The 19199-nt window shown below is 65.3% G+C and carries 21 protein-coding genes; 9 read left to right on the plus strand and 12 right to left on the minus strand.

Features of this window, described 5'->3' with window-relative positions; all coding sequences use genetic code 11:
• Window positions 1-30 precede the first annotated feature (30 nt).
• The 3 genes from POS17_RS11925 (at window position 31) to POS17_RS11935 (ending at window position 2245) form a co-directional block, all read left to right on the plus strand.
• Window positions 31-1602, plus strand: a complete 1572-nt coding sequence (locus POS17_RS11925; protein WP_060838732.1) for a L,D-transpeptidase family protein — start codon at window positions 31-33, stop codon at window positions 1600-1602.
• 85 nt (window positions 1603-1687) lie between these two features.
• Window positions 1688-2059 carry a hypothetical protein gene (locus POS17_RS11930; RefSeq protein WP_060838733.1) on the plus strand — a complete coding sequence of 124 codons (372 nt, stop codon included), beginning with the start codon at window positions 1688-1690 and terminating at the stop codon, window positions 2057-2059.
• Window positions 2060-2062: 3 nt separating this feature from the next.
• Complete coding sequence (locus POS17_RS11935; protein WP_060838734.1) at window positions 2063-2245, plus strand: DUF1289 domain-containing protein; 183 nt, start codon at window positions 2063-2065, stop codon at window positions 2243-2245.
• Between the two features lie 10 nt (window positions 2246-2255).
• Here the strand turns inward: POS17_RS11935 and POS17_RS11940 are convergent, their stop codons facing one another.
• The gene (locus tag POS17_RS11940) at window positions 2256-2741 is read right to left on the minus strand and encodes a hypothetical protein (RefSeq protein ID WP_060838735.1); all 486 of its coding nucleotides are present in this window, start codon (window positions 2739-2741) and stop codon (window positions 2256-2258) included.
• A gap of 13 nt (window positions 2742-2754) precedes the next feature.
• Window positions 2755-3396: a LysE family translocator gene (locus tag POS17_RS11945; protein ID WP_060838736.1), complete on the minus strand. Its 642-nt coding sequence runs from the start codon at window positions 3394-3396 to the stop codon at window positions 2755-2757.
• Window positions 3397-3641: 245 nt separating this feature from the next.
• Here POS17_RS11945 and POS17_RS11950 point away from each other — a divergent pair, with 245 nt between their 5' ends.
• Complete coding sequence (locus POS17_RS11950) at window positions 3642-4316, plus strand: hypothetical protein (protein ID WP_060838737.1); 675 nt, start codon at window positions 3642-3644, stop codon at window positions 4314-4316.
• A gap of 115 nt (window positions 4317-4431) precedes the next feature.
• Here the strand turns inward: POS17_RS11950 and POS17_RS11955 are convergent, their stop codons facing one another.
• The 3 genes from POS17_RS11955 to POS17_RS11965 all read right to left on the minus strand — a co-directional run bounded on the left by POS17_RS11955 (window position 4432) and on the right by POS17_RS11965 (window position 7111).
• Entirely contained in the window at window positions 4432-5277 is an 846-nt protein-coding gene (locus POS17_RS11955; protein ID WP_375136242.1) for a CAP domain-containing protein, read from the minus strand.
• Window positions 5278-5377: 100 nt separating this feature from the next.
• Window positions 5378-6073, minus strand: coding sequence for a DUF1963 domain-containing protein (locus POS17_RS11960; RefSeq protein WP_060838739.1), 696 nt, complete (start codon window positions 6071-6073; stop codon window positions 5378-5380).
• A gap of 78 nt (window positions 6074-6151) precedes the next feature.
• Window positions 6152-7111, minus strand: a complete 960-nt coding sequence (locus POS17_RS11965; protein WP_060838740.1) for a GlxA family transcriptional regulator — start codon at window positions 7109-7111, stop codon at window positions 6152-6154.
• Window positions 7112-7208: 97 nt separating this feature from the next.
• Between POS17_RS11965 and POS17_RS11970 the strand changes: the two genes are divergently transcribed.
• Complete coding sequence (locus tag POS17_RS11970) at window positions 7209-7664, plus strand: tautomerase family protein (RefSeq protein WP_060838741.1); 456 nt, start codon at window positions 7209-7211, stop codon at window positions 7662-7664.
• 15 nt (window positions 7665-7679) lie between these two features.
• Here the strand turns inward: POS17_RS11970 and POS17_RS11975 are convergent, their stop codons facing one another.
• Complete coding sequence (locus POS17_RS11975) at window positions 7680-8174, minus strand: PaaI family thioesterase (RefSeq protein ID WP_060838742.1); 495 nt, start codon at window positions 8172-8174, stop codon at window positions 7680-7682.
• A 724-nt stretch (window positions 8175-8898) separates the two neighbouring features.
• Here POS17_RS11975 and mqo point away from each other — a divergent pair.
• The 3 genes from mqo to POS17_RS11990 all read left to right on the plus strand — a co-directional run bounded on the left by mqo (window position 8899) and on the right by POS17_RS11990 (window position 12379).
• Complete coding sequence (gene mqo / locus POS17_RS11980) at window positions 8899-10536, plus strand: malate dehydrogenase (quinone) (RefSeq protein ID WP_060838743.1); 1638 nt, start codon at window positions 8899-8901, stop codon at window positions 10534-10536.
• A gap of 269 nt (window positions 10537-10805) precedes the next feature.
• On the plus strand, window positions 10806-11528 hold the full coding sequence (locus tag POS17_RS11985; protein WP_060841921.1) for a GNAT family N-acetyltransferase: 723 nt from the start codon (window positions 10806-10808) through the stop codon (window positions 11526-11528).
• A gap of 68 nt (window positions 11529-11596) precedes the next feature.
• Window positions 11597-12379 (plus strand): DeoR/GlpR family DNA-binding transcription regulator, encoded by a 783-nt coding sequence (locus POS17_RS11990; protein WP_060838744.1) that lies wholly within the window; start codon window positions 11597-11599, stop codon window positions 12377-12379.
• On the opposite strand, the gene POS17_RS30920 is transcribed toward POS17_RS11990, so the two are convergent.
• From POS17_RS30920 to POS17_RS12015, 5 genes are all read right to left on the minus strand, one after another.
• Window positions 12306-13247, minus strand: a complete 942-nt coding sequence (locus POS17_RS30920; RefSeq protein ID WP_082729857.1) for a nucleotidyltransferase domain-containing protein — start codon at window positions 13245-13247, stop codon at window positions 12306-12308. The two genes, POS17_RS11990 and POS17_RS30920, sit on opposite strands and share 74 nt — an antisense overlap.
• An 85-nt stretch (window positions 13248-13332) precedes the next feature.
• Window positions 13333-14661, minus strand: a complete 1329-nt coding sequence (locus POS17_RS12000; RefSeq protein WP_060838746.1) for an MFS transporter — start codon at window positions 14659-14661, stop codon at window positions 13333-13335.
• Between the two features lie 153 nt (window positions 14662-14814).
• Entirely contained in the window at window positions 14815-16008 is a 1194-nt protein-coding gene (lhgO, locus tag POS17_RS12005; protein ID WP_060838747.1) for an L-2-hydroxyglutarate oxidase, read from the minus strand.
• A 115-nt stretch (window positions 16009-16123) separates the two neighbouring features.
• A complete protein-coding gene (locus POS17_RS12010; protein WP_060838748.1) occupies window positions 16124-16834 on the minus strand; it encodes a FadR/GntR family transcriptional regulator in 711 nt (236 codons plus the stop codon).
• 109 nt (window positions 16835-16943) lie between these two features.
• A complete protein-coding gene (locus POS17_RS12015; protein ID WP_060838749.1) occupies window positions 16944-17471 on the minus strand; it encodes a GNAT family N-acetyltransferase in 528 nt (175 codons plus the stop codon).
• 124 nt (window positions 17472-17595) lie between these two features.
• Here POS17_RS12015 and POS17_RS12020 point away from each other — a divergent pair, with 124 nt between their 5' ends.
• Window positions 17596-18477: a LysR family transcriptional regulator gene (locus POS17_RS12020; RefSeq protein WP_060838750.1), complete on the plus strand. Its 882-nt coding sequence runs from the start codon at window positions 17596-17598 to the stop codon at window positions 18475-18477.
• A 15-nt stretch (window positions 18478-18492) separates the two neighbouring features.
• On the opposite strand, the gene POS17_RS12025 is transcribed toward POS17_RS12020, so the two are convergent.
• Entirely contained in the window at window positions 18493-19107 is a 615-nt protein-coding gene (locus tag POS17_RS12025) for a LysE family translocator (protein WP_060838751.1), read from the minus strand.
• Window positions 19108-19199 lie beyond the last annotated feature (92 nt).

Here is a 19199-nt window from a genome sequence, read left to right on the forward strand (position 1 = left end):
AGCTGGCGGCCACGGATTGGAGTAAAGCAGTTGTTCAAAAAACACGCATGTTACTTGAGCCTGTGCTTGCTCGCTGCGCCATTGGTCGCGCTGGCCGGGGAGCAGGCGCCGCTGCCGGCGAGCCCGATGCAACTGGCACTGACGCAACTGGCGGTGGCTTGTCCGGCCCTGGCCACGCACGCGAATCTGGCCCAGCAACAGCTGTTGCTGGGTTTCTACCAGCAGCAGGGCGAGCAGCCGGTGTGGAGCGTCGAAGGACGTGTGTCCGACCTGCAGGCACAGCTGGCGCAACTGGTGGACGACGGCCTGGACCCTGGCCGTTACCACCTGCCGTCGAGCAGCCCGGCGGCCGACCCGTGTCACGACATCGAGATCAGCCAGCAGTACCTGCAAGCCTTGCAGGACCTGCATTACGGACGCCTGTCCCAAGCCCGCTTCGAGCCGTTGTGGCGAGCCCAGCCGCTGCCTGAGGATCGCCAGGCGGCGCTGCTGGCGATGGCCGTGCCGGGCGTCGAGCATCTGGCCACGGCCTTTGAACAGGCGCGGCCCAACCTTGAGCAGTACCGCAACCTGCGCCAGGCCTATGCCCAGCGCCGCCAGCAACCCTTGCCGCAATGGCAGGCGGTGGCCGGTGGCCCGTTGCTGCGTCCGGACATGCAGGACAAGCGCGTCCCCGACCTGGCCCTGCGCCTGTACCGCGGCGGCCTGCTGCCGAGCCCGCAGGTCAGTGCGGATAATACCTACAGCAGTGAGCTGGTGAGCGCAGTGAAAAACTTCCAGCTCAGTCACTCGCTGCAGGCCGATGGGGTGATCGGCGCGGGCACCCTCAAGGAGCTCAACGTCAGCCCGTCCCAGCGCCGCGAGCAACTGCGCATCAACCTTGAACGCCTGCGCTGGCTGGCCCAGGATTTCGAACCGAACATCGTGCTGGTCAATGTCGCCGCGGCGCAGTTGACCTTCTACAAGGACGACGCGGTGGTCTGGCAGACCCGCACCCAGGTCGGCCGCGCCGAGCGCCAGACCCCGCTGTTGAAATCCCAGGTCACGCGCCTGACCCTGAACCCCACCTGGACCGTGCCGCCGACCATCCTCAAGGAAGACAAGCTGCCGGAGATCCGCCGTGACCAGGGCTTCCTCAACCGCCAGAACCTGCAGGTGCTGGACGCCAATGGCCAGCCCCTGGCCGCCGAGGACATCGACTGGGAGCGCCCGGGCAATATTCTCCTGCGCCAGGGTGCGGGGCCGCGCAACCCCCTGGGCCGCATCGCCATCCGTTTCCCCAACCCGTTCTCGGTGTACCTGCATGACACCCCGAGTCAGGCCCTGTTCAGCAAGGGACCGCGGGCCTTCAGCTCAGGCTGCGTGCGGGTCGAACAGGCCCTGCAACTGCGCGACTGGCTGCTGAGCCCGGCGGAACGGCTACGCACCAACGACCTGTTGGCCACCGGCCTGACCCATGAGTTCCGTCTGGCCAAGCCGGTGCCGATCCTGCTCAGCTACTGGACGGTGCAGGCCGACAGCCATGGGCAGTTGCTGTATGCGCCGGACATCTACGGGCATGACGAGGTGCTGTCCAGTGCCCTGGGCAGCAAGGTTCTGTAGGCGCTAGCCCAAGTGCGACGCGCCGCCGCGGATGGCGGGTTTGAGGTATCTTGTGCGGCCTTTTTTCCCTTGCTCAAGGTCCTTCATGCCACTCGACAAACGCCGGCAAGCCGCCATGGAACGCCAGCTGGCCGCCACCCTGACCGAAGCCTGTGAGGCCGCCAAGGCAGAGATCGTCGGTTTTTCCTGGTTGACCCACGACGTGAATTACGCCGCCTTTCCGGCGAGCCTGGTGGTGGCCTGGATCTTCGATACCCAGGCCCACAAGGAGCAGGCCCTGGCGGCGGGCCAGGGCTCACGGATGATTGAACTGACAGCCCGCGCCCTGGGCGAGGCCGATGTGCACCTTGAGTCGTTGGCGGCCCATGTGTTCTTCGACAGCGAGGAACAATGCCGGCGGATCAATGGCGGCGACTGGGCGCAACGCCTGAAGCGCCTGCGCCCGGGACGGGGTTGAGCCATGGCCAAGGAAATCGACAACCCCTGCATCGCCCTGTGCCAGCTCAGTGGCGACCTGTGCCTGAGTTGCGGGCGGACCAAGGACGACATCCGCAAATGGAAGCGCATGAAGCGCCCGGAAAAGATGGCCGCGGTGCAGCGGGCCAGTGCGCGGCTCAAGGCCTTGCAGAAAAAGAAGGGCTGAGGCGCAGGGCTCAGGCCAGGTGCTGGAAGTGCCCGGCGCCGAGACGCCTGACACTCAGCCAGAACTCGGCCTCAGGTTCATATTCGGCCAGAGGCACCCGCTGCTCCTGTCCCAGTTCGTCTACCACCATCACGCTGGCGTCCCAGTCGAAATCCGGGTTCAGGGAGATGCTGTAGGACGGACAGGGGCTGTCGAGCTCGAAATGAATCGAGTAGACCTCCAGCGGCGGGCACCCCAGGGTGCCTTGCCGATACAGCTGCCAGACCTGGCGTATGGCCGGTTCACACCATTGCTCGGCAAAGGCCAGGGCCTGGGGGATGTCGTCCCAGGCGGCCTGTACCTGTTGCTGCGCCATCGCGAGCCGACGCCGGGGCGGCTCGTTGCCCGGATGCTGGACGTAGATCAGGCGGCTGCCGAACTGCAATTCACATTGCATCACGCCGACAGCGCTTTCCCAGTGACCGAGCATCGCCTCATTCAACAGGTCGATGTGCATGGCGTCTGGTTGCCTAAGCCGTTTGCCGACGCATGGCCAGGATGGTGGTGCCGAAGAAGATGAAGGTCGAACCCACCACGCGATTGACCCACTTGGACAGGGCCGGCCGGGTCAGCACGCCCTTGGCTCGGGACGCGAGCACGGCGTAGACGCTGAGAGAGATCAGCGACAGGGCCATGAAGATCAGGGTCAGGATGAAGAACTGCGGCAACAGCGCGGCGTGCTGATCGATGAACTGCGGGAACAGCGCGGTGAAGAAGATCGTCGCCTTGGGGTTGGTGGCGGCGGTCAGGAAGGCCGACTTGAACAGCTTGAGGCGGGGTGGCGGGGCGAGCTTGCCGTCGCCGGCGCTGCTCGCACTCAGCAGCTGGCTTTTGCTGAACAGCTGCTTGGCACCGAGGTAGAACAGATAGCCGGCGCCGACGATTTTCACCGCATTGAAGACCCACTCGGAACTGGCGATCAGCGCGCCGAGGCCAAGCATGGCAGCGGCGGACATGCAGAACAGCCCGCTGATATTGCCCAGGGATGACCAGAGGGTGGACTTGGCGCCGTAGGCCACGCTGTTGTGCAGCGCCACCAGGGTGGCGGGGCCGGGGCTGGCAATGGCGATCGCCGCTACCAGGGTGTAGGTCAGTATCGAGTGAGCATCCATGGAACGGACTCGTCTTGCAGAAAAAGGGGGCTTGATTCTATCGGGGTGGTGGCGAGCTGTAAGCCAAAAAAACAGGGTTTTGCGATCTTCGCTCGCGATCGGCTGGGCAGCTGTGGTGGCGCATCCGGGCCGATTGTCAATCATTGCTGCAATCGATAGTTATCATCAAAAAGTGCAGGTTCCGTTTTTCTGGCAAAGGAGGAAGATAGCGCTTACACCGTGCTTGCTGCAGAAGGAAATACCCGATGAGAATCTCGACTTTAGTGACCCTTGTGGTGCTTTTGATCGCGGGAACCGGGGCTTCTGCGGCCAGCCAGGGCGCTGATGACGCCTCCTGCCACTTCCTGCCCATGGCCGACAGCGGGGCCGATCTGCGGCACGCCCAGTCGGTCGGGGTGCTGTACAGCGAAAACACCCTCAATACCCTGGAATACCTGGAGCACTACCACTCGGTGGCGCTGAACGGGGCAAAAAATGCCGGGCTCGACCCGCGCATCAGTGCCGCCTTTGTCGACAGCTCCGATCCGCAGCGGGCGATCAACTGGTTGATGGCGTCGTTGCAGAAACACTTCGCCAGCGTGACGCTGTATGACAGCCTCGATGCGCTGGTCCAGGCTCGCCCCGATGCGGTGGTGATGCTCGACACCTACAACCAGCTGGTGACCAAGGGCAACAGCAAGGTGGAAGCGCGGTTTATCGCCAAGTTCTATGACGCCAACCTGCAATACATCGGGCAGGCCGAAGGCATCCAGGCCAAGGTGCTGCCGTCGGTCTGGGTTCGCGGCAAGGCGGCGCCGGAGATTGCCGCGCAGATCAATCAGCAGACCGAACTGCAGGTCGACGCGCTGAAGCAATTCGATGCATCGCTCAAGGCCCTGGTGAGCCAGGGGGAAGCCGGTCAGGTGGCGACCAATCGCTAGCCAGGTGCTTGTCGCCAGCTAAAACGCCCCGATTGATCGGGGCGTTTGCATTTTGGGGCCGGTGTGAGCGCGGTCGACGGCCAGTGTCTGCCGGCCGGGCGCCGCGCCCGAGGCCTCAGGGCGCGCCGAACATCGCGGTCCAGTAGATCCCGGCGTCGCTTTTCGGGTCCACCGCGTAGGCCGCGCCCAGTTCGCGGTAGGCCGGGTTCATCAGGTTGGCGCAATGCCCGGGGCTGGCCAGCCAGCCGTCCAGCACCTTGCGCACCGTGTCCTGGCCGGCGGCGATGTTCTCGCCCACCTGCTGGCCGGCATAGCCTGCCAGTTCCGCGCGGTCGCCCGGGGTGCGGCCGTCGTGGTCCTTGTGGTCGAAGTAGTTCTGGTTGGCCATGGCCCGGCTGTGGGCTTCGGCGGTGCTGCCCAGGGTGGCGTTCCAGGCCAGCGGCGCGGTGGCGGTGAAGTGCTGCTCGCCGCATTGCCGCGGCTGGCTGCGGGCCGTGTTGATCTGGGCCAGCAATTGCTGGCCCTCGGCTTGCCAATCGCCGAGACGCGCGGACAGCAGCGGCCGGGCAAGCACAATGCGCCACTGGTTGGCCTGGCGATTGACGCCGATGTCGACGAACTGCGGGTCCAGCACTACCTGGCAGAAGCTCTCGCGCACCGCCTGCATCGCCGCCTGGGCGTTCCGTGGTCCGGAGAGGCTGATGGCCTGCACGTTGACCATGGGGTAGGCCGCCCGTGCCAGGGCCTGCTGCAGGTCGCCGACATTTTCCACCGGCAGGATCAACCGCGGGTCGCCGGTCAGTGGCGGCAGCTCCGAGGAGGCCTGGTTGGCGCAGCGTTGTGGCTGGCTGCGGTAGGCGTTGATCGACTCGATCAGTTGCGACTGGTCGTCGGCGGCGGCGCCAGTGGCCGCCAGCACGCCCAACGACAGGACGGCGGCGGGCAAGAGCAATGAGCGCATGGGCATGCAAGTCTCCCGGAAAATGGACAGCGCCCATGATGCACCCGGCGCCGGGGCATTTCATCCGCCGGCGGATGAAATCGGTGTTAGCCGGGGGGCCTCAATGGAAGTCGTAGTACAGCGCCCATTCGCCGCTGCCGGGGTGCTTCCAGAACATCAGGCTGCCGCTGTCCACCACGTTGAGGTTGATCTTGGCGTCGGAGGAAATCTGCATCACGAACTCGAAACCGTCCCCGGCATCGATCCCCGACTGGCAGAACGATGGGTAGCCCCCGAGCTTGTGCTGATAGCAATGGCTCACCAAGTCGTAGTAGCACTCGATCTGCCCGGAACGCTCCAGTTCGAGGATTTCCCGCTCCAGGTCTTCCGGCACGCCACCGCCGTCCCACAGCGGATAGTCCTCGGGCACGGCCTGGGCCTTGACCGGGAAGGGTTTGAGAAAGGCTCCCGGGGCCGACAGCTCCTTGCGCACCAGGACATCCTCGGCACGGTATTCGCGAATCAGCCAGCGCTCGCCCATGGGTTCTAGGGGCTCGGGGAAGGGGTTGGCGACGAACACCGTGAGCACCCGCACGCCGTCCAGCAGCGGGCTGTGCCAGGGCAGGGCCGGCAGGTAGAACTGGGCGAACGGCAGCAGGGTTTCTCCGGCACTGTTGCGCGGCAGCTCTTCATCCTCGCGAAACAGAAAGACCCGGCCCAGCCAGCTTTCCTCGTCGCTGTGGGTCGGGCGAAAGCCGCCGGGGATCAATTGCAGTGCCGGCTTGGCCAACTGGCGCTGGATTTCCTGAATGTCCATGGTCAGGGCTGATTTCCTGTCAGGGGAAGGGGGCGGGCAATGTAACAAAGGTTGCGGGGAGGCAGTAGCTCGGTGTGTTCAGCGCAGTTGTCGCGGCGTGGCGTTGAGCAGCTTGCGCATCAGCCGGCGCAGGGCGGTGGCGTCCTGATAGCCCACCTGTTCGGCGACGCTTTCCACCGAGTACTTGCTGTTCTGCAGCAGCGCCCGGGCGCGGTTCAATTGCACGCGCTGGATCAAGCGCAAGCTGCTGTGGCCGGTGGCCTTGCGCACCTGACGGCCCAGGGTGCGTTCGGACATGCCGAACTGCGCCGCCAGTTCGCCGACGCTGGGCAGCCTGGGCAGACAGGATTCGATATGGGCGGTGAGACGAGCGATCAGGGCGTTGCCCTGAGCCATCATCGCCGGGACCGGACAAGGCGCTTGCAACTGGCGCCGATCAATCAGCAGCACCTGTCCCACGGCGTCCGCCAGGGCCGGGGAGAAGCGCCTGCGCAACAAGTGCAACATCAGGTCGGACTGGCCGATGGCTGCACCGGCGGTGGTCAGCGGCGGATCGACGATGACCATCTGATCCGGGTCCACGCGGCAGTCGGCGACCCACTCCTGCAGCAGCGGCGCCAGCCACCAGGAGGTGGTCACCCGGCGCCCGTGCAACAGCCCGGCGGCTTGCAGCAGGAACACCGCGGAACAGGAGGCCGCGACTTCCGCACCGCTGTGCACGTGTTGGCGCAGGGCCTGGAGCACGGGGGCCACCTCCGCATGCTGCAGGCGCTGGGCGATGGCCTCCGGGGTGTCGAGGCCCAGCCCCGGCAGAATCCAGCAGGAGCGGTCGTCGGCCGTGGCGTCCAGGGCCTCGACGTCCAGCAGCAAGCCTTGCCCCAGGCGCACCTGGCCTGCCTGCAGCGCACAGACCCGCCAGCGCGGCGCGCCCAGTCCCAGGCGCGGAGCCAGCAGGGCGGCGCAGGACAGCATGTCCAAGGTCAGGGCGACGCTGGAGGCAAAGGCACCGGGAAGCAGCAGGACAGTGAAATCGTTCATTGGCCGATTATGCACGAAAGATGTCGAATCGGTCGCTGTTGGCCAAGCCGGGCAGGGGGCTCAATAGCGGCTCATTTTTCTTCGAGTGGTGATAGCGATGCCCAACATCCTGATCAAGATTCCCCAGGGCGCCTTCAATGCCCAGCAGCGCGAGCGGATCCTGCATGAGGTGACGCAAGTGGCGCTGGACGTCGAGCAGATCGGCGAGGACCCACGTCAGCGGGCTTTGTGCTGGGTCTTGCTGGAGGAGCTGGCCGCGGGCACCTGGCGTTGTGGCGGCGCCGATCTCGGGGCCCAGGCGCTGCCTTGCCTGATTCAGGTCAAGGTGCCCGTCGGCGTGCTCGATAGCGCCCGGCGCCAGGCCTATGTCGCCGGCTTGCATCAGGCCCTGGCGGCGTGCCGGTCGGCAGAGGACGGGCGGGTGCTGATGACCTCGATCCTCTTGGACGAGGTGCCCGATGGCACCTGGGGCGCCAACGGTACCTTGTGGCATCTGGCGGATTTCGCCCGGGCGGCGGGGTACCGGTACCTGTCCCCGGGCAACGGCCAGTAGTTCAGGCTCCCGGTCTCAGGCGTCGCGGCCGTGGGCCGCCGCCGCGAGCTGCGAGGTATCGACCCGGACGAAGATCGAATCGCCGATGGCGGTCAGCACATCGTCGGCGTACACCTCGCAGATCACCCGGCTCTTGCGGCCCACCTCGCCGTCGACCCGGGCCCGCAGGGTCAGCGGCACGCCCATGGGCGTGGGCTTGATGAACTTGATGCCCAGGTTGCCGGTCACGCAGTCGATGCGTGGCAGGCTGCCCGGTTCACGCTGCTCGTGGCGGTAGTGATAGGCCATGGCGGTCCAGTTGGAATGGCAGTCCACCAGCATGGCGATCAGACCGCCATAGACCAGGTCCGGCCAGCCGCAGTACTGGGATTGCGGCAGGTGCTCGGCGATCACATGCACGCCGTCTGCGTGCCAGTGGCTCTTGATGTGCAGGCCGTGGTGGTTGCGGCTGCCGCAGCCGAAGCACACGCCCTCGGGGGCGGTGGTGTCTTGCAGGGATGTCTCGTGCATGGTTGTTCTTCTTGTCCTTGACGATGGTCTGGCAGGTGGTGCGGGGGCTCATGATGCCCGCCCCATCGCTGCTCGCCAAGGCGCAGCGCAGTGCTGTGGCGCGCTGATCGGCCAGCGTCGTTGTGACGCATTGATTGCGGCGGGTGTCGTAGTGGGTCGCGGTTTGTCCGGGGCCCAGGGCAGCCGCTCCGGCCAAGACAGGCTGATGCCGTAATGATATTCTTGCGCTGAATCGGTTCATCGTTTGTGCGGAAATACCTCCCCCATGCTTTGCTTCAAGTGGCCTGATCGGGTCCTTGCAAGCGGGCGGGAGTGTCCGGGCAAACCTGCCGAATGCAATGTCAGGCAGTGTTCGTTTACCTCCTTTGGTTGAACCCGACCCTTCTTTTCCTGCTGGCCCCGTGTGACGGGCGCCGGCATTGTGCGTCGTGCCGAGGCCGGTGCCGGTGAAAGGAGTGGGGCTTCGCAGCCGGCAGGCGATGTCCCGTGATGTGTCCTGAGAAACAAGTGTCACTCAAGTAGCTGAAGCCAAAAACGACAAGAAGTCAGCGCCCGAGCGATATAAAACTGAGGTCGAGCCAGTCTCGTCGGCCTTGTGTGCCCACCCTCCAGTTCTTTATGAATGCGTGTGTCCAGGGCCTGCGAAATGCCTGTTTCGCCAGGTGCCGAGTGCGCAGGATCGAGGATGGGGCGGCGGATGGCGTTCTATCGTAGGTACTACAGAATGTTGAAGAAAGTGAACACGGCCCTGATCGGGCTGGCGATGTCGATAGGCCTCACGACCGCGCACGCGGCTGAGCCGAAGAAAGTGGATGTGCTGCTGATCGGTGGCGGCATCATGAGTTCGACCCTTGGGGTCTGGCTCAATGAGCTGCAGCCGGATTGGTCGATGGAGATGGTCGAGCGCCTGGATGGCGTGGCTGAAGAAAGCTCCAACGGCTGGAACAACGCCGGTACGGGTCACTCCGCTTTGGCCGAGCTGAACTACACCCCGGAAGGCAAGGACGGCAAGATCGAGATCGCCAAGGCCATCGAGATCAACGAAGCGTTCCAGATTTCCCGGCAGTTCTGGTCCTGGCAGGTCAAGAACGGCGTGCTGAAGAACCCGCGTTCGTTCATCAACTCCACGCCGCACATGAGCTTTGTCTGGGGCGATGACAACATCAAGTTCCTCAAGGCTCGCTACGAGGCCCTGCAGGCCAGCCCGCTGTTCAGCGGCATGCAGTACTCCGAAGACGCCGAGCAGATCAAGAAGTGGGTGCCACTGATGATGGAAGGTCGTGATCCGGCGCAGAAGATCGCTGCGACCTGGACCCCGATCGGCACCGACGTCAACTTCGGCGAGATCACTCGCCAGTTCGTTGCCCACCTGCAGGCCCAGCCGAACTTTGCCCTCAAGCTGTCCAGCGAAGTGCAGGACATCGAGCGCAATGAAGACGGCTCGTGGCGCGTGACCTACAAGAACCTCAAGGACGGTTCGAAAACCGAGACCGACGCCAAGTTCGTGTTCATCGGTGCCGGCGGCGGTGCCCTGCACCTGCTGCAGAAGTCGGGCATTCCTGAAGCCAACGAATACGCCGGCTTCCCGGTGGGTGGCTCGTTCCTGGTGACCGATAACGCCACCGTGGCCGAGCAGCATCTGGCCAAGGCCTACGGCAAGGCTTCGGTGGGCGCACCGCCGATGTCGGTTCCGCACCTGGACACCCGCGTGCTGGACGGCAAGCGAGTGATCCTGTTTGGCCCATTCGCCACCTTCTCCACCAAGTTCCTCAAGGAAGGTTCGTACTTCGACCTGCTGACCAGCACCACCACCCACAACTTCTGGCCGATGACCAAAGTCGGCATCGAACAGTACCCGTTGGTGGAATACCTGGCCGGCCAGCTGATGCTCTCGGATGACGACCGCTTCAACGCCCTGAAGGAATACTTCCCCAACGCCAAGAAAGAAGACTGGCGCCTGTGGCAGGCCGGTCAGCGCGTGCAGATCATCAAGCGTGACGAAGAGAAGGGCGGCGTGCTGAAACTGGGCACCGAGATCGTCGCTTCCCAGGACGGCAGCATCGCCGGTCTGCTGGGCGCTTCCCCAGGTGCCTCGACCGCCGCGCCGATCATGCTCAGCGTGCTGCAGAAAGTCTTCAAGGACCAGGTCGCGACGCCAGCCTGGCAAGAGAAGCTGAAGCAGATCGTACCGAGCTACGGCACCGCCCTGAACGACAGCCCCGAGCGTGTGGCCAAAGAGTGGGCCTACACCGCCGAAGTGCTGCAACTGACCCCGCCACCTGCGGTGAAAGGTGCAGCGCCTCAGGCTCCGGCCAGCATGGCCAAGCCCGAGAGCAACCCAGCGGCCGACATGGCGCTGTAAGCCTCGGCCCCGCCCGCGTTCGTCGGGCGGGGCACTGCGGCGGCCAGCGTGCCGCCGTCTCCTGTGCCGGTTGCGCCGCCCCCAAGAGGGGCGCGCAACCTGCCGGCCCGGCCGGCATCCGCAGCCTCCTCAATCCATTGCCTGCCTGTTCGACGACCCCGCGTGCCCGCCGCACCGGCGTGGCTGTGCGCCTGAGCGGCCCGCAGCGGGTTATCATGGCGCCGCCCGCCATGCCCGGGCATGCCCCCATCCTCGGAGTCACCGCCTCGATGTCCAGCATCACCCTGTTCCAAGCCCCGCCGCCCGAAGCCATCCAGAGCCAGATCCAGCAGATGGTGGTGGACTACATCAGCGACATCAGCGCGGTGGCCATCGCCCCCAGCAACCCGCTGTACAACCTGTACCAGTACGGCGTCGGCTACGAGGTGCACCTGTACCTGCAGGCCATGGACGGCTCCCGGGGGATCGCGGTAGAGCTGGTGGTGGCCACCGACACTCAGGACCCTGAAAAGGTACTGGGTTTCACCCTGTACCTGCCGCTCAAGGACGACCCCCGGGCCTGTGCCGTGGCCTACATGGCGGTGCTGCAAAGCCATCGGCGCCAGGGCATTGCCCGGCAGATGCTGGAGGCCATGCGCGCGCGTTACCCCCATGCCGAGCTGGCCTGCCACGTGGCCAAAGTGGCGTGCTTCGAGGCCCTGGGCTTTCAACTGCTGAGTGCTCGCGGCCCGCAGGTGCTGATGAATACCCAAGACCATGGCAGCGACGGCCTGCTGGCGGTGCTGGACGTGGCGCCGATCTACCAATCGCTGGAAGTGCGGCAGATCCACACCTACCTGCTGGCCCAGCACGGGCGCAAGGCCATGCTGGAAGCGGAGAAAAAGCGCGACCGGCATCTGGACCAGATGACCCGGCAAGCCCAGGCGCTGGTACGCGAGCGCTTGGGCGAGGCCGCGCTGTACAACGCACGGCCGCCTCAACTGATTCCCTGATCGCGCCCGCTTGTGTTCGGCAGAGGGCTTGGCTAATCTCGCAAAAACACGCAAAAGCGGGCAATAACATGCAAGATCAGCAGCATCACGCCGAACTGCCTTCGGTGCGCCGGCAGAAAATCCTCCTGCTCCTGGAGCGCGACGGCAAGGTCCTGGCCGCCGAGCTGAGCCGGCACTTCGCGGTGTCCGAAGACACCATCCGCCGCGATCTTGCCGAGCTGGATGCGGCCGGCCTGGTGCAGCGGGTCCACGGCGGCGCGCTGCCGCGTCCCAAGGACAGCGGCAAGGACTACTTCACGCGGGTCGGCGAAACCAGCGAGGCGAAACTGCGTCTGGCGCAGTTTGCCGTGCAATGGGTGAAAGACGGCCAGACGGTGCTGTTCGATTCCGGTTCCACCACCTTGCACATCGCCCAGTCCCTGCCGGCCGACATCCGCCTGACCGCGGTCACTGCTTCGCCAATGATTGCCGTGGCCCTGGCCGAATACCCCGGGGTCAAGGTGATTCTCGTGGGCGGCCAGCTCAACCCGGCCACCCTGTCCGCCAGCGGTCATGAAGCACTGCGGATGATCCAGGGGATCAAGGCCGACCTGATGTTCACCGGGGTCTGTGCGATTCACCCGGAGATCGGCATCAGCTCCCTGCATTTCGATGAAGTGCCGATCAAGCAGGCGATGTTCGACAGCGCCGCCGAAGTCATCGCCGTGACCACCGCCGACAAGCTGGGCGCCATGGAGCCCTTTGTGGTGGTGCCGTGCCAGCGCTTGCAGCGGCTGATCACCGAGCAGGAAGTGCCTGAGGCGGATATCCAGGGCTATCGGCAGCTGGGGATCGAGGTGCTGCTGGCCTGACCCGTTCCAGGGTGGCTGGCAACAGGGCAGGCAGGGCGGCGCGGGCCTGTTCGCGGCATGCAGCAATGGCCGGGGCGTGGTCGGTCCCCGTGCTAGTTCCTGGCTCGCGGCCGGATGTGCTCTGCGGCCATCCACTGCACCATCTGCCGCAGGCGGCGGCCCCGGCTTCGGCGGTCTGGCGGAACTCGGCAATGGGCACGGCCATGTCGGGGTAACGCTGCACGAACAACCGCACATGTTCATCCAGGCTGTGAGGCCAGCTCGGCTCCTGTTCTGCGCGCAACAGGTGGGTGGCGCGAATCAGTTTGCGGGATGCCTCGCGTTGCAGGCGCAGGATTTGCGCGGGCTGGCGCTCGCCCTCGATGCGCTCGGCGTAGTCGTCGAGCACCCTCTGGAAGTCGCCGTTCACTGCCAGGGCAATCTCCCGGCTGGGCCTGAAGGGCGCAAAGCGCCGGCGCAGGTCCTCGCCGGACAGGTAGCGGCAATGATGCTTGAGCCAATAGCCCCAGCTGTCGAGGTTTTCCGCGGCCAGCACCTGGGCCAGGTGGCCGATGTCGAAGTCGATCTTCGACACCCGGGGGTGCCGCGCTTGCAGCGCCTGGCGCAGCTGCTCCAGGTGGCGCAGCTGCTGCGGGGTGGCGGGGTGTTGCAGGATGAGGCACAGGTCCAGGTCGGAGACCCCGGGCCTGGCTGTGCCCTGGGCGACGCTGCCATACAGGTAGAGGCTGTGCAGCGGCGGGCTGGCCGGGGCGTGCAAGCGGGCGCAGAGGTCGTCGAGCACACCGAGGTATTCGGGCTGCAGAGGGGGTTCGGCAGGGAGGGTGATCAAGCCATCGGCATCGACGCCGAATGCGTTGCAAGATTGCATGGGGTGGCCCGTGATTCGAATGCAGCGGCCACCTTAGCAGAGTCTCCACAGGCCGCCAGGGGCGCTGTGGAGGTTCAACACTGCGTCAGTTCTTGAATGCCGAGTGCTTGCGGCCCTGGTCGCACAGGGCAAACACCACCACCAGCACGGCGGCAACCGCGAGGATGATCACCACGCCGTCGGTGGAGTGGGTGGCCGAGGCGGTGACCAGGGACAGAGCCCCCAGCGGCGCCAGGCCGCCGGCAATCGCGGTGCCGATTTCGCGCCCGGTGCCAAAGCCCGAAGAGCGGGTGGCGGTCGGGAACTGGCGGCTGAGGAACGAGCCCTGGGGCGCGAACATCATCGGCGCCAGGATGCCGGTGCCGACGCCGATGGCAATGTAGATCATCAGGCTTTCACCGGTGTTGAGCAGGGCCAGGAACGGGTAGGCGAACAGCACCGAGAACACCCCGCCGAGGATCAGCACCGCCTTGCTGCTCCACTTGTCGCACAGCCAGCCGAAGAACGGCACGGCGACGATGGCGATCAGGCTGGCGATGGTCACCGACAGCGAGGTGACGTGCACATCGACGTTCTTGTACTGGGTCAGGTAGGCCAGGGAGAAGGTCTTGAAGATGTAGCTCAGGGCGTTGTAGCCAATGGCGACGAAGAACACCACTGCCAGGCCCTTGAGGTCGTTCTTGAACAGCGCCTTGAGCGGCGAGGGCTTGGCCTTCTGGCTTTCCTTGCTCAGTTCCTTGAACTCCGGGGTTTCCGGAATGCTGTTGCGCACCCACAGGCCCACCGCCACCAGGACGATGCTGCAGACGAACGGAATGCGCCAGCCGCCGGCCAGCAGGAACTCGTTGCCGTTGATGGTCAGCAGGTAGATGGTCAGCGACGACAGCAGCAGGCCCAGGTTCAGCCCCAGTGCCGGCCAGGCGCCCTGGCTGCCGCGCTTGCCTTCGCTGGCGTGTTCATAGGAGGTAACCGCCGCGCCGGACAGTTCGGCACCGGCGCCCAGGCCCTGGATGATGCGGATCGCCACCAGCAGGATCGGCGCCCAGATGCCGATCGAGGCGTAGCTGGGAATCAGGCCGATCAGCGCGGTGCACACGCCCATCAGGCAGAAGGTCAGCACCAGCACCTGCTTGCGGCCGAACTTGTCCCCCAGGTAGCCGAACAGGATGCCGCCGAAGGGCCGGGCGATGAAGCCGATGGCAAAGGTCGAGAAGGCCATCAGCGTGGCGCTTTTCGGGTTGCTGTTATCGAAGAAGATCTTCGAGAAGACGATGGCCGCCATGGTCGCGTAGAGGTAGAAGTCGTACCACTCCAGCATCGAGCCGAAGATGGTGGCCGCCGCGACCTTGCGCAGGCGTTTCTGGGTCTGTTGTGGGGTTTCCGCTGCAGTACTGCTGGTTTCAACTGCGCTCATTTCCGTACTTCCTCATGAATCATTGTATTTATTGTCGAGTTGACGCGAGCCTTGCGCGACGCGCCCCAAGGGCGGCCGCGGGCTGTTTCGGCGACACGTGACGCGCTGGGCAGGGCCTGGGCGCTGCACCGCAAAGGCGTGACGCGCTGTGTTTCAGGTGGCCTGGAAAATCCGGTCGGCAATCATCGAACCAATGGGAATCGCCGAGGTGGCGGCGGGCGAGGGCGCGTTGCACACGTGCAACATGCGCGGGGTTTCGGCGAACAGGAAGTCGTGCACCAGGCTGCCATCACGCATCACCGCCTGGGCGCGGATCCCCGCTTCATAGGGCAGCAGGTCCTCCACTTGCAGGGACGGGCAGTACTTGCGGCACTGCTCCAGGTAACCGGACTTGAACAGCGAGTTCTTCATCTCGGTGGTGCCGGAGCCCAGGTTCTGCCAGATGGTTTTCCAGAACCCGGGGAAGCTGGCGTACTGCGCCACGTCGCGCCAGTTGATGGAGAACTTCCGGTAGTTCTCCCGGCCCAGGCCCAGTACCGCGTTGGGGCCGACGGTGACACTGCCATCGATCATGCGGGTCAGGTGCACGCCGAGGAACGGCAGCTCCGGGTCGGGAATCGGGTAGATCAGGTGATTGACGATGTTGTTCTTCGCCGCCGGCAGGCGGAAGTATTCGCCGCGGAAGGGGATGATCTGGTGGTCGATCTTCACCCCGGCCATCACCGCCAGGCGGTCCGATTGCAGGCCGGCGCAGGCCACCAGCTTCTTCGCCCGCCAGCTGCCGCCGTGGCTGCTGACGGTGACGCTGTCGGCGCTTTCCTGGATCGCGGTGACGGTCTGGCTGAGGCAGATCTCGCCGCCCTCGCGGCGGATCACCCGGGCCATGGTTTCGCAGACTTCGCGGTAGTCGACGATGCCGGTGGCGTCGAGGAACAGCCCGCCGAGGCCGACGATGTTCGGTTCGCGCTGGCGCAGTTGCTCGGCATCCAGGCGCTCGACCTTCAGGCCGTTCTGTTGCGAGCGCTGGTACAGGGCCTCCATGCGTTCCATCTCCAGGGCATTGGACGCTACCAGCACCTTGCCGCAGACCTCGAACTTGATCCCGTGCTCGCGGCAGAACTGCTTGGTGGCCTCGGCCCCGCGCTTGCACAGGTCGGCCTTGAGGCTGCCCGGCGCGTAGTAGATGCCGGCGTGGATCACCCCGCTGTTGTGCCCGGTCTGGTGCTTGGCCAGGACGTTTTCCTTTTCCAGGATCACCAGCGAAGCGCCGGGCTGGCGCTTGAGGATCTCCATGGCCGTGGCCAGGCCGACGATGCCGCCGCCGATGATGCAAAAGTCGTAAGTCATTGTTCTTGGATACCTTGGCTCTAATCTGTTTTGGTCTGGTTATCAGGTTGTCAGACTAACTAATCCGACAAAACCTCGCGGCGCGACGCTTGAAGCCTCAAGCGTGCCGCTGTGCTTAATTCGTAGTGGGCAACTCCAGGCCGAGGCGCTTGGCCGCAGCGCGCAAGTGGGCGTCGGCGCAACCGGCCGCGGCCTGGCGGTCACCGGCGGCAATCGCCTGGTACAGCGCCTGGTGTTCCTGGGTGGCATCGGCGGAACCGCCGACCTGGCGCAGCGCCGAGTTCTCCCAGGCGGCCTTGCGGGCACTGGTCAGCTGGCTGCGCAGAAAATCATGGAAGGCCACGAAGTAGTCGTTCTTGCTGGCCTCGGCGATGGCCCGGTGGAACTCCACGTCGGCCAACCCTGCGGCTTCGAAATCACTGCGCTTGTCGTGCATTTCCTGCAGCGCCTGCTGCATCCGTTGCAGGTCGGTGGCGTCCCGGCGCTGGGCGGCGATCGACGCCGCCTGGGTTTCGATCCACAGGCGCATCTCGAACATCTGCGCCAGGTCTGGCAAGCGCCCGTTGCCCTGGGGGAAACGGAACACGGTGCCGGCCGGGGTCTTGGAAATATACGAACCCAGGCCACGCCGGGCGATCAGCACGCCGTCGGCCTTGAGCTGGGCGATGGCTTCGCGAATCACCGAACGGCTGACGTTCAACTGCTCGGCCAACTGCTGCTCGGTCGGCAGGCGCGATTCGGGCGCCAGGCGGCCGGAGTCGATCTCGCTGCGGATCGCATTGACCACGCGGACAACGAGGGAGTCAGGTCGCTGGAGTTCGAGCATGGGAAGGAAAAACCGTGGCAGTCAGGTTGTCAGACAATAGCCGTTGAGATTTTTCACTGTCAAGAAAAAACCACGCTGCGAGGGTGGGGCCGCGCTGGCAAATCCGGGTTCAGGCTGTCAGCGGGCAGCTGAATATCAGGTCGTCGAAGTCTTCGCCGCCCTGGCGGAACGCGCCTTCGTCGCGGCGCAGGAAGACAAAGCCGCACTTTTCCAGGACCTGGCAGGAGGCCGCATTGCCGTCGGTGACGGTGGCCACCAGGCGCTTGATGCCCAGGCCCTGGCGGGCGTACTCCATCAGCCCGCGCAGCGACTCTGCGGCCACGCCCCGGCCTTGGTGATGGCGCGCCAGCAGGTAGCCGACCTCGGCTTCGGCGGCGTCCCTGTCGCTGATGCGCAGGCCGGTGAGGCCCAGCTCCTCGCCGCACTCGCGATCACGGATCACCAGGCACAGCCAGTGTGTCGAGTCGAGGTCCCAGCGGGGCAGGCGTGAGGTGAAGCGCTCCTCGATCTGGGCCCGGGACAGCGGATCGCAGACATAGCGCAGGTTGTCCGGGTCGCTGTGCAGGTTCAGGAACAACGCCCAGTCATGGGGGGCCAAGGGGCGCAGGTGAAGGCGGGGGGTGTGCAGTTCCAGCATGAGAGGTTCCCGATCCGTGGGCAGTAAAGATCTGGGGCACTTTACCTGAGAAAAGTCTGACCGCCGCGTTGGCGATATCGCATAAGATCCCGGGCCTGGGTTTTCAGGGATAGGGCAGGTAAACGTGAACTGGGACGATCTGCGGTTTTTCATCGCTGTGGCCAATGCCAACAACATCACCGACGCCGGGCAGGCGCTGAAGGTGTCCGCCTCGACGGTTTCACGCAAGATCCTGGTGCTGGAGCAGGCCTTGAACACCCTGTTGTTCATGAAGACCACCCAGGGCTATTTCCTCACCGAGGCCGGCCAGGCCTTGCTGCCCATGGCCCTGGAGGCCGAAGAGCGCTTCCAGCTGATGACGCGGCAGATGTCCCAGCCCGGTGCGCGCATGGCGGGGGTGGTGCGCATCGACTGCCCGGAACTGATGGGCAGCCACCTGATCATTCCCGCGCTGGCGCAGTTTCGCGTGCAGCACCCGCAGATCAGCTTCGACTTCGTCAATGCCGCGCGCTCGGTCAAGCTCACCCAGAGCCACAGCGATCTGCTGCTGCGCCTGCAGCGGCCGGAGGCCGGCAACTTCACCCTGCGTCGGGTCGGCGAGCTGACCCAGGCGTTGTTCTGTTCCCCGGGTTATGCCTCGGTCCATGGCTGCCCCGAGAAACCGGCGGACCTGGGCCAGCATTCGCTGATCGGCTGGAACCAGGCCCTGGAACACCTGCCCCTGGCCCGCTGGCTGGATCAGCTCAGCGGCGGCCAGCCGCTGTGGATGCGCACCGGCAACCTGGAGGCGCAGCTCAAGGCAGTGCAGGCAGGGCTGGGGATTGCCGCCTTGCCGGCCTATATCGCAGAGCCCTTGGGCCTGCGTCGGGTGCTGCCCCAGACCCCGGTTCACCGCGCGGACATCTGGCTGTTGCGCAACCAGGCGACCCAGGGCCAGGAGCGGGTCGAGCAGGTGGCGAGGTTTCTCTGCGAGCTGCTGCTGCGTCACGGGCTGCAGGCCGGCTGAAGGGCCGCTGGCGCACTAGGCGCCGCGCAGGAAGATCCACATGGCCACCGCCATCAGCAGCAAGCCGAACAGGGCATTCTGCGCCACCAGCAAGCTCGGTCGGTCCCGTAGCAGCACCTGCAGGCTGGAGCCCAGGCTGGCCCAGAGCAGGTGGCCGAACAGGTTGACCGCGATCAGCGCGGCGCTGAGCACCAGCACCACGGCGCTGCCGGCGTCGGTGCCGGGACTGAAGGTCGAGAACATCACCAGCAGCATCACCAGGCCCTGCACATTGCCCAGTTGCAACAGCACGCCATCGCGAAAGCCCAGGGGCGCGTCCGACGCGGCTGACAAGCCCCGCGAGCGCAGCAACAGGCGCAGGCCGCGCCAGAAAATGTACAGGCTGCCGGCCACCCGCAGGCTCCACAGCCATTGCGGCTGCGCCGCCAGGCTGTGATACAGCCCCAGCCCCACCAGCAGGGCCAGCAGCCAGTAAGTCAGGTCGAGGCCGAGGATAAAGCGCAGCGAGCGGCGCACGCCGCTGCGGGCGCCGGAGCTGGCCACCATCAGGTTGCCGGGCCCGGCGCTCAGGGCCATGGGCAGCATGGTGGACAGCCACAACGGCCAGTTGATGTCGTGGATCGGGGGCACGGGCGGCTCCGGGAAGGCGATGCGGATTGCACCGGCGCCAGCTTAAGGCGCTGCCTCGCGTGGGGTTAGCGGCAGAAATGCAAAGCGGTTTT

Origin of the sequence: Pseudomonas sp. Os17 (genome assembly GCF_001547895.1) — a bacterium.
Lineage (GTDB): Bacteria > Pseudomonadota > Gammaproteobacteria > Pseudomonadales > Pseudomonadaceae > Aquipseudomonas.

What these genes read in the sequence shown, in the direction of transcription:
- POS17_RS11930 (WP_060838733.1), top strand. Translation starts at nt 1,688, where the DNA reads ATGCCACTCGACAAACGCCGGCAAGCCGCCATGGAACGCCAGCTGGCC.
- POS17_RS11935 (WP_060838734.1), top strand. Translation starts at nt 2,063, where the DNA reads ATGGCCAAGGAAATCGACAACCCCTGCATCGCCCTGTGCCAGCTCAGT.
- POS17_RS11940 (WP_060838735.1), bottom strand. Translation starts at nt 2,741, where the DNA reads ATGCACATCGACCTGTTGAATGAGGCGATGCTCGGTCACTGGGAAAGC.
- POS17_RS11945 (WP_060838736.1), bottom strand. Translation starts at nt 3,396, where the DNA reads ATGGATGCTCACTCGATACTGACCTACACCCTGGTAGCGGCGATCGCC.
- POS17_RS11950 (WP_060838737.1), top strand. Translation starts at nt 3,642, where the DNA reads ATGAGAATCTCGACTTTAGTGACCCTTGTGGTGCTTTTGATCGCGGGA.
- POS17_RS11955 (WP_375136242.1), bottom strand. Translation starts at nt 5,277, where the DNA reads ATGCGCTCATTGCTCTTGCCCGCCGCCGTCCTGTCGTTGGGCGTGCTG.
- POS17_RS11960 (WP_060838739.1), bottom strand. Translation starts at nt 6,073, where the DNA reads ATGGACATTCAGGAAATCCAGCGCCAGTTGGCCAAGCCGGCACTGCAA.
- POS17_RS11965 (WP_060838740.1), bottom strand. Translation starts at nt 7,111, where the DNA reads ATGAACGATTTCACTGTCCTGCTGCTTCCCGGTGCCTTTGCCTCCAGC.
- POS17_RS11970 (WP_060838741.1), top strand. Translation starts at nt 7,209, where the DNA reads ATGCCCAACATCCTGATCAAGATTCCCCAGGGCGCCTTCAATGCCCAG.
- POS17_RS11975 (WP_060838742.1), bottom strand. Translation starts at nt 8,174, where the DNA reads ATGCACGAGACATCCCTGCAAGACACCACCGCCCCCGAGGGCGTGTGC.
- mqo (WP_060838743.1), top strand. Translation starts at nt 8,899, where the DNA reads ATGTTGAAGAAAGTGAACACGGCCCTGATCGGGCTGGCGATGTCGATA.
- POS17_RS11985 (WP_060841921.1), top strand. Translation starts at nt 10,806, where the DNA reads ATGTCCAGCATCACCCTGTTCCAAGCCCCGCCGCCCGAAGCCATCCAG.
- POS17_RS11990 (WP_060838744.1), top strand. Translation starts at nt 11,597, where the DNA reads ATGCAAGATCAGCAGCATCACGCCGAACTGCCTTCGGTGCGCCGGCAG.
- POS17_RS30920 (WP_082729857.1), bottom strand. Translation starts at nt 13,247, where the DNA reads ATGCAATCTTGCAACGCATTCGGCGTCGATGCCGATGGCTTGATCACC.
- POS17_RS12000 (WP_060838746.1), bottom strand. Translation starts at nt 14,661, where the DNA reads ATGAGCGCAGTTGAAACCAGCAGTACTGCAGCGGAAACCCCACAACAG.
- lhgO (WP_060838747.1), bottom strand. Translation starts at nt 16,008, where the DNA reads ATGACTTACGACTTTTGCATCATCGGCGGCGGCATCGTCGGCCTGGCC.
- POS17_RS12010 (WP_060838748.1), bottom strand. Translation starts at nt 16,834, where the DNA reads ATGCTCGAACTCCAGCGACCTGACTCCCTCGTTGTCCGCGTGGTCAAT.
- POS17_RS12015 (WP_060838749.1), bottom strand. Translation starts at nt 17,471, where the DNA reads ATGCTGGAACTGCACACCCCCCGCCTTCACCTGCGCCCCTTGGCCCCC.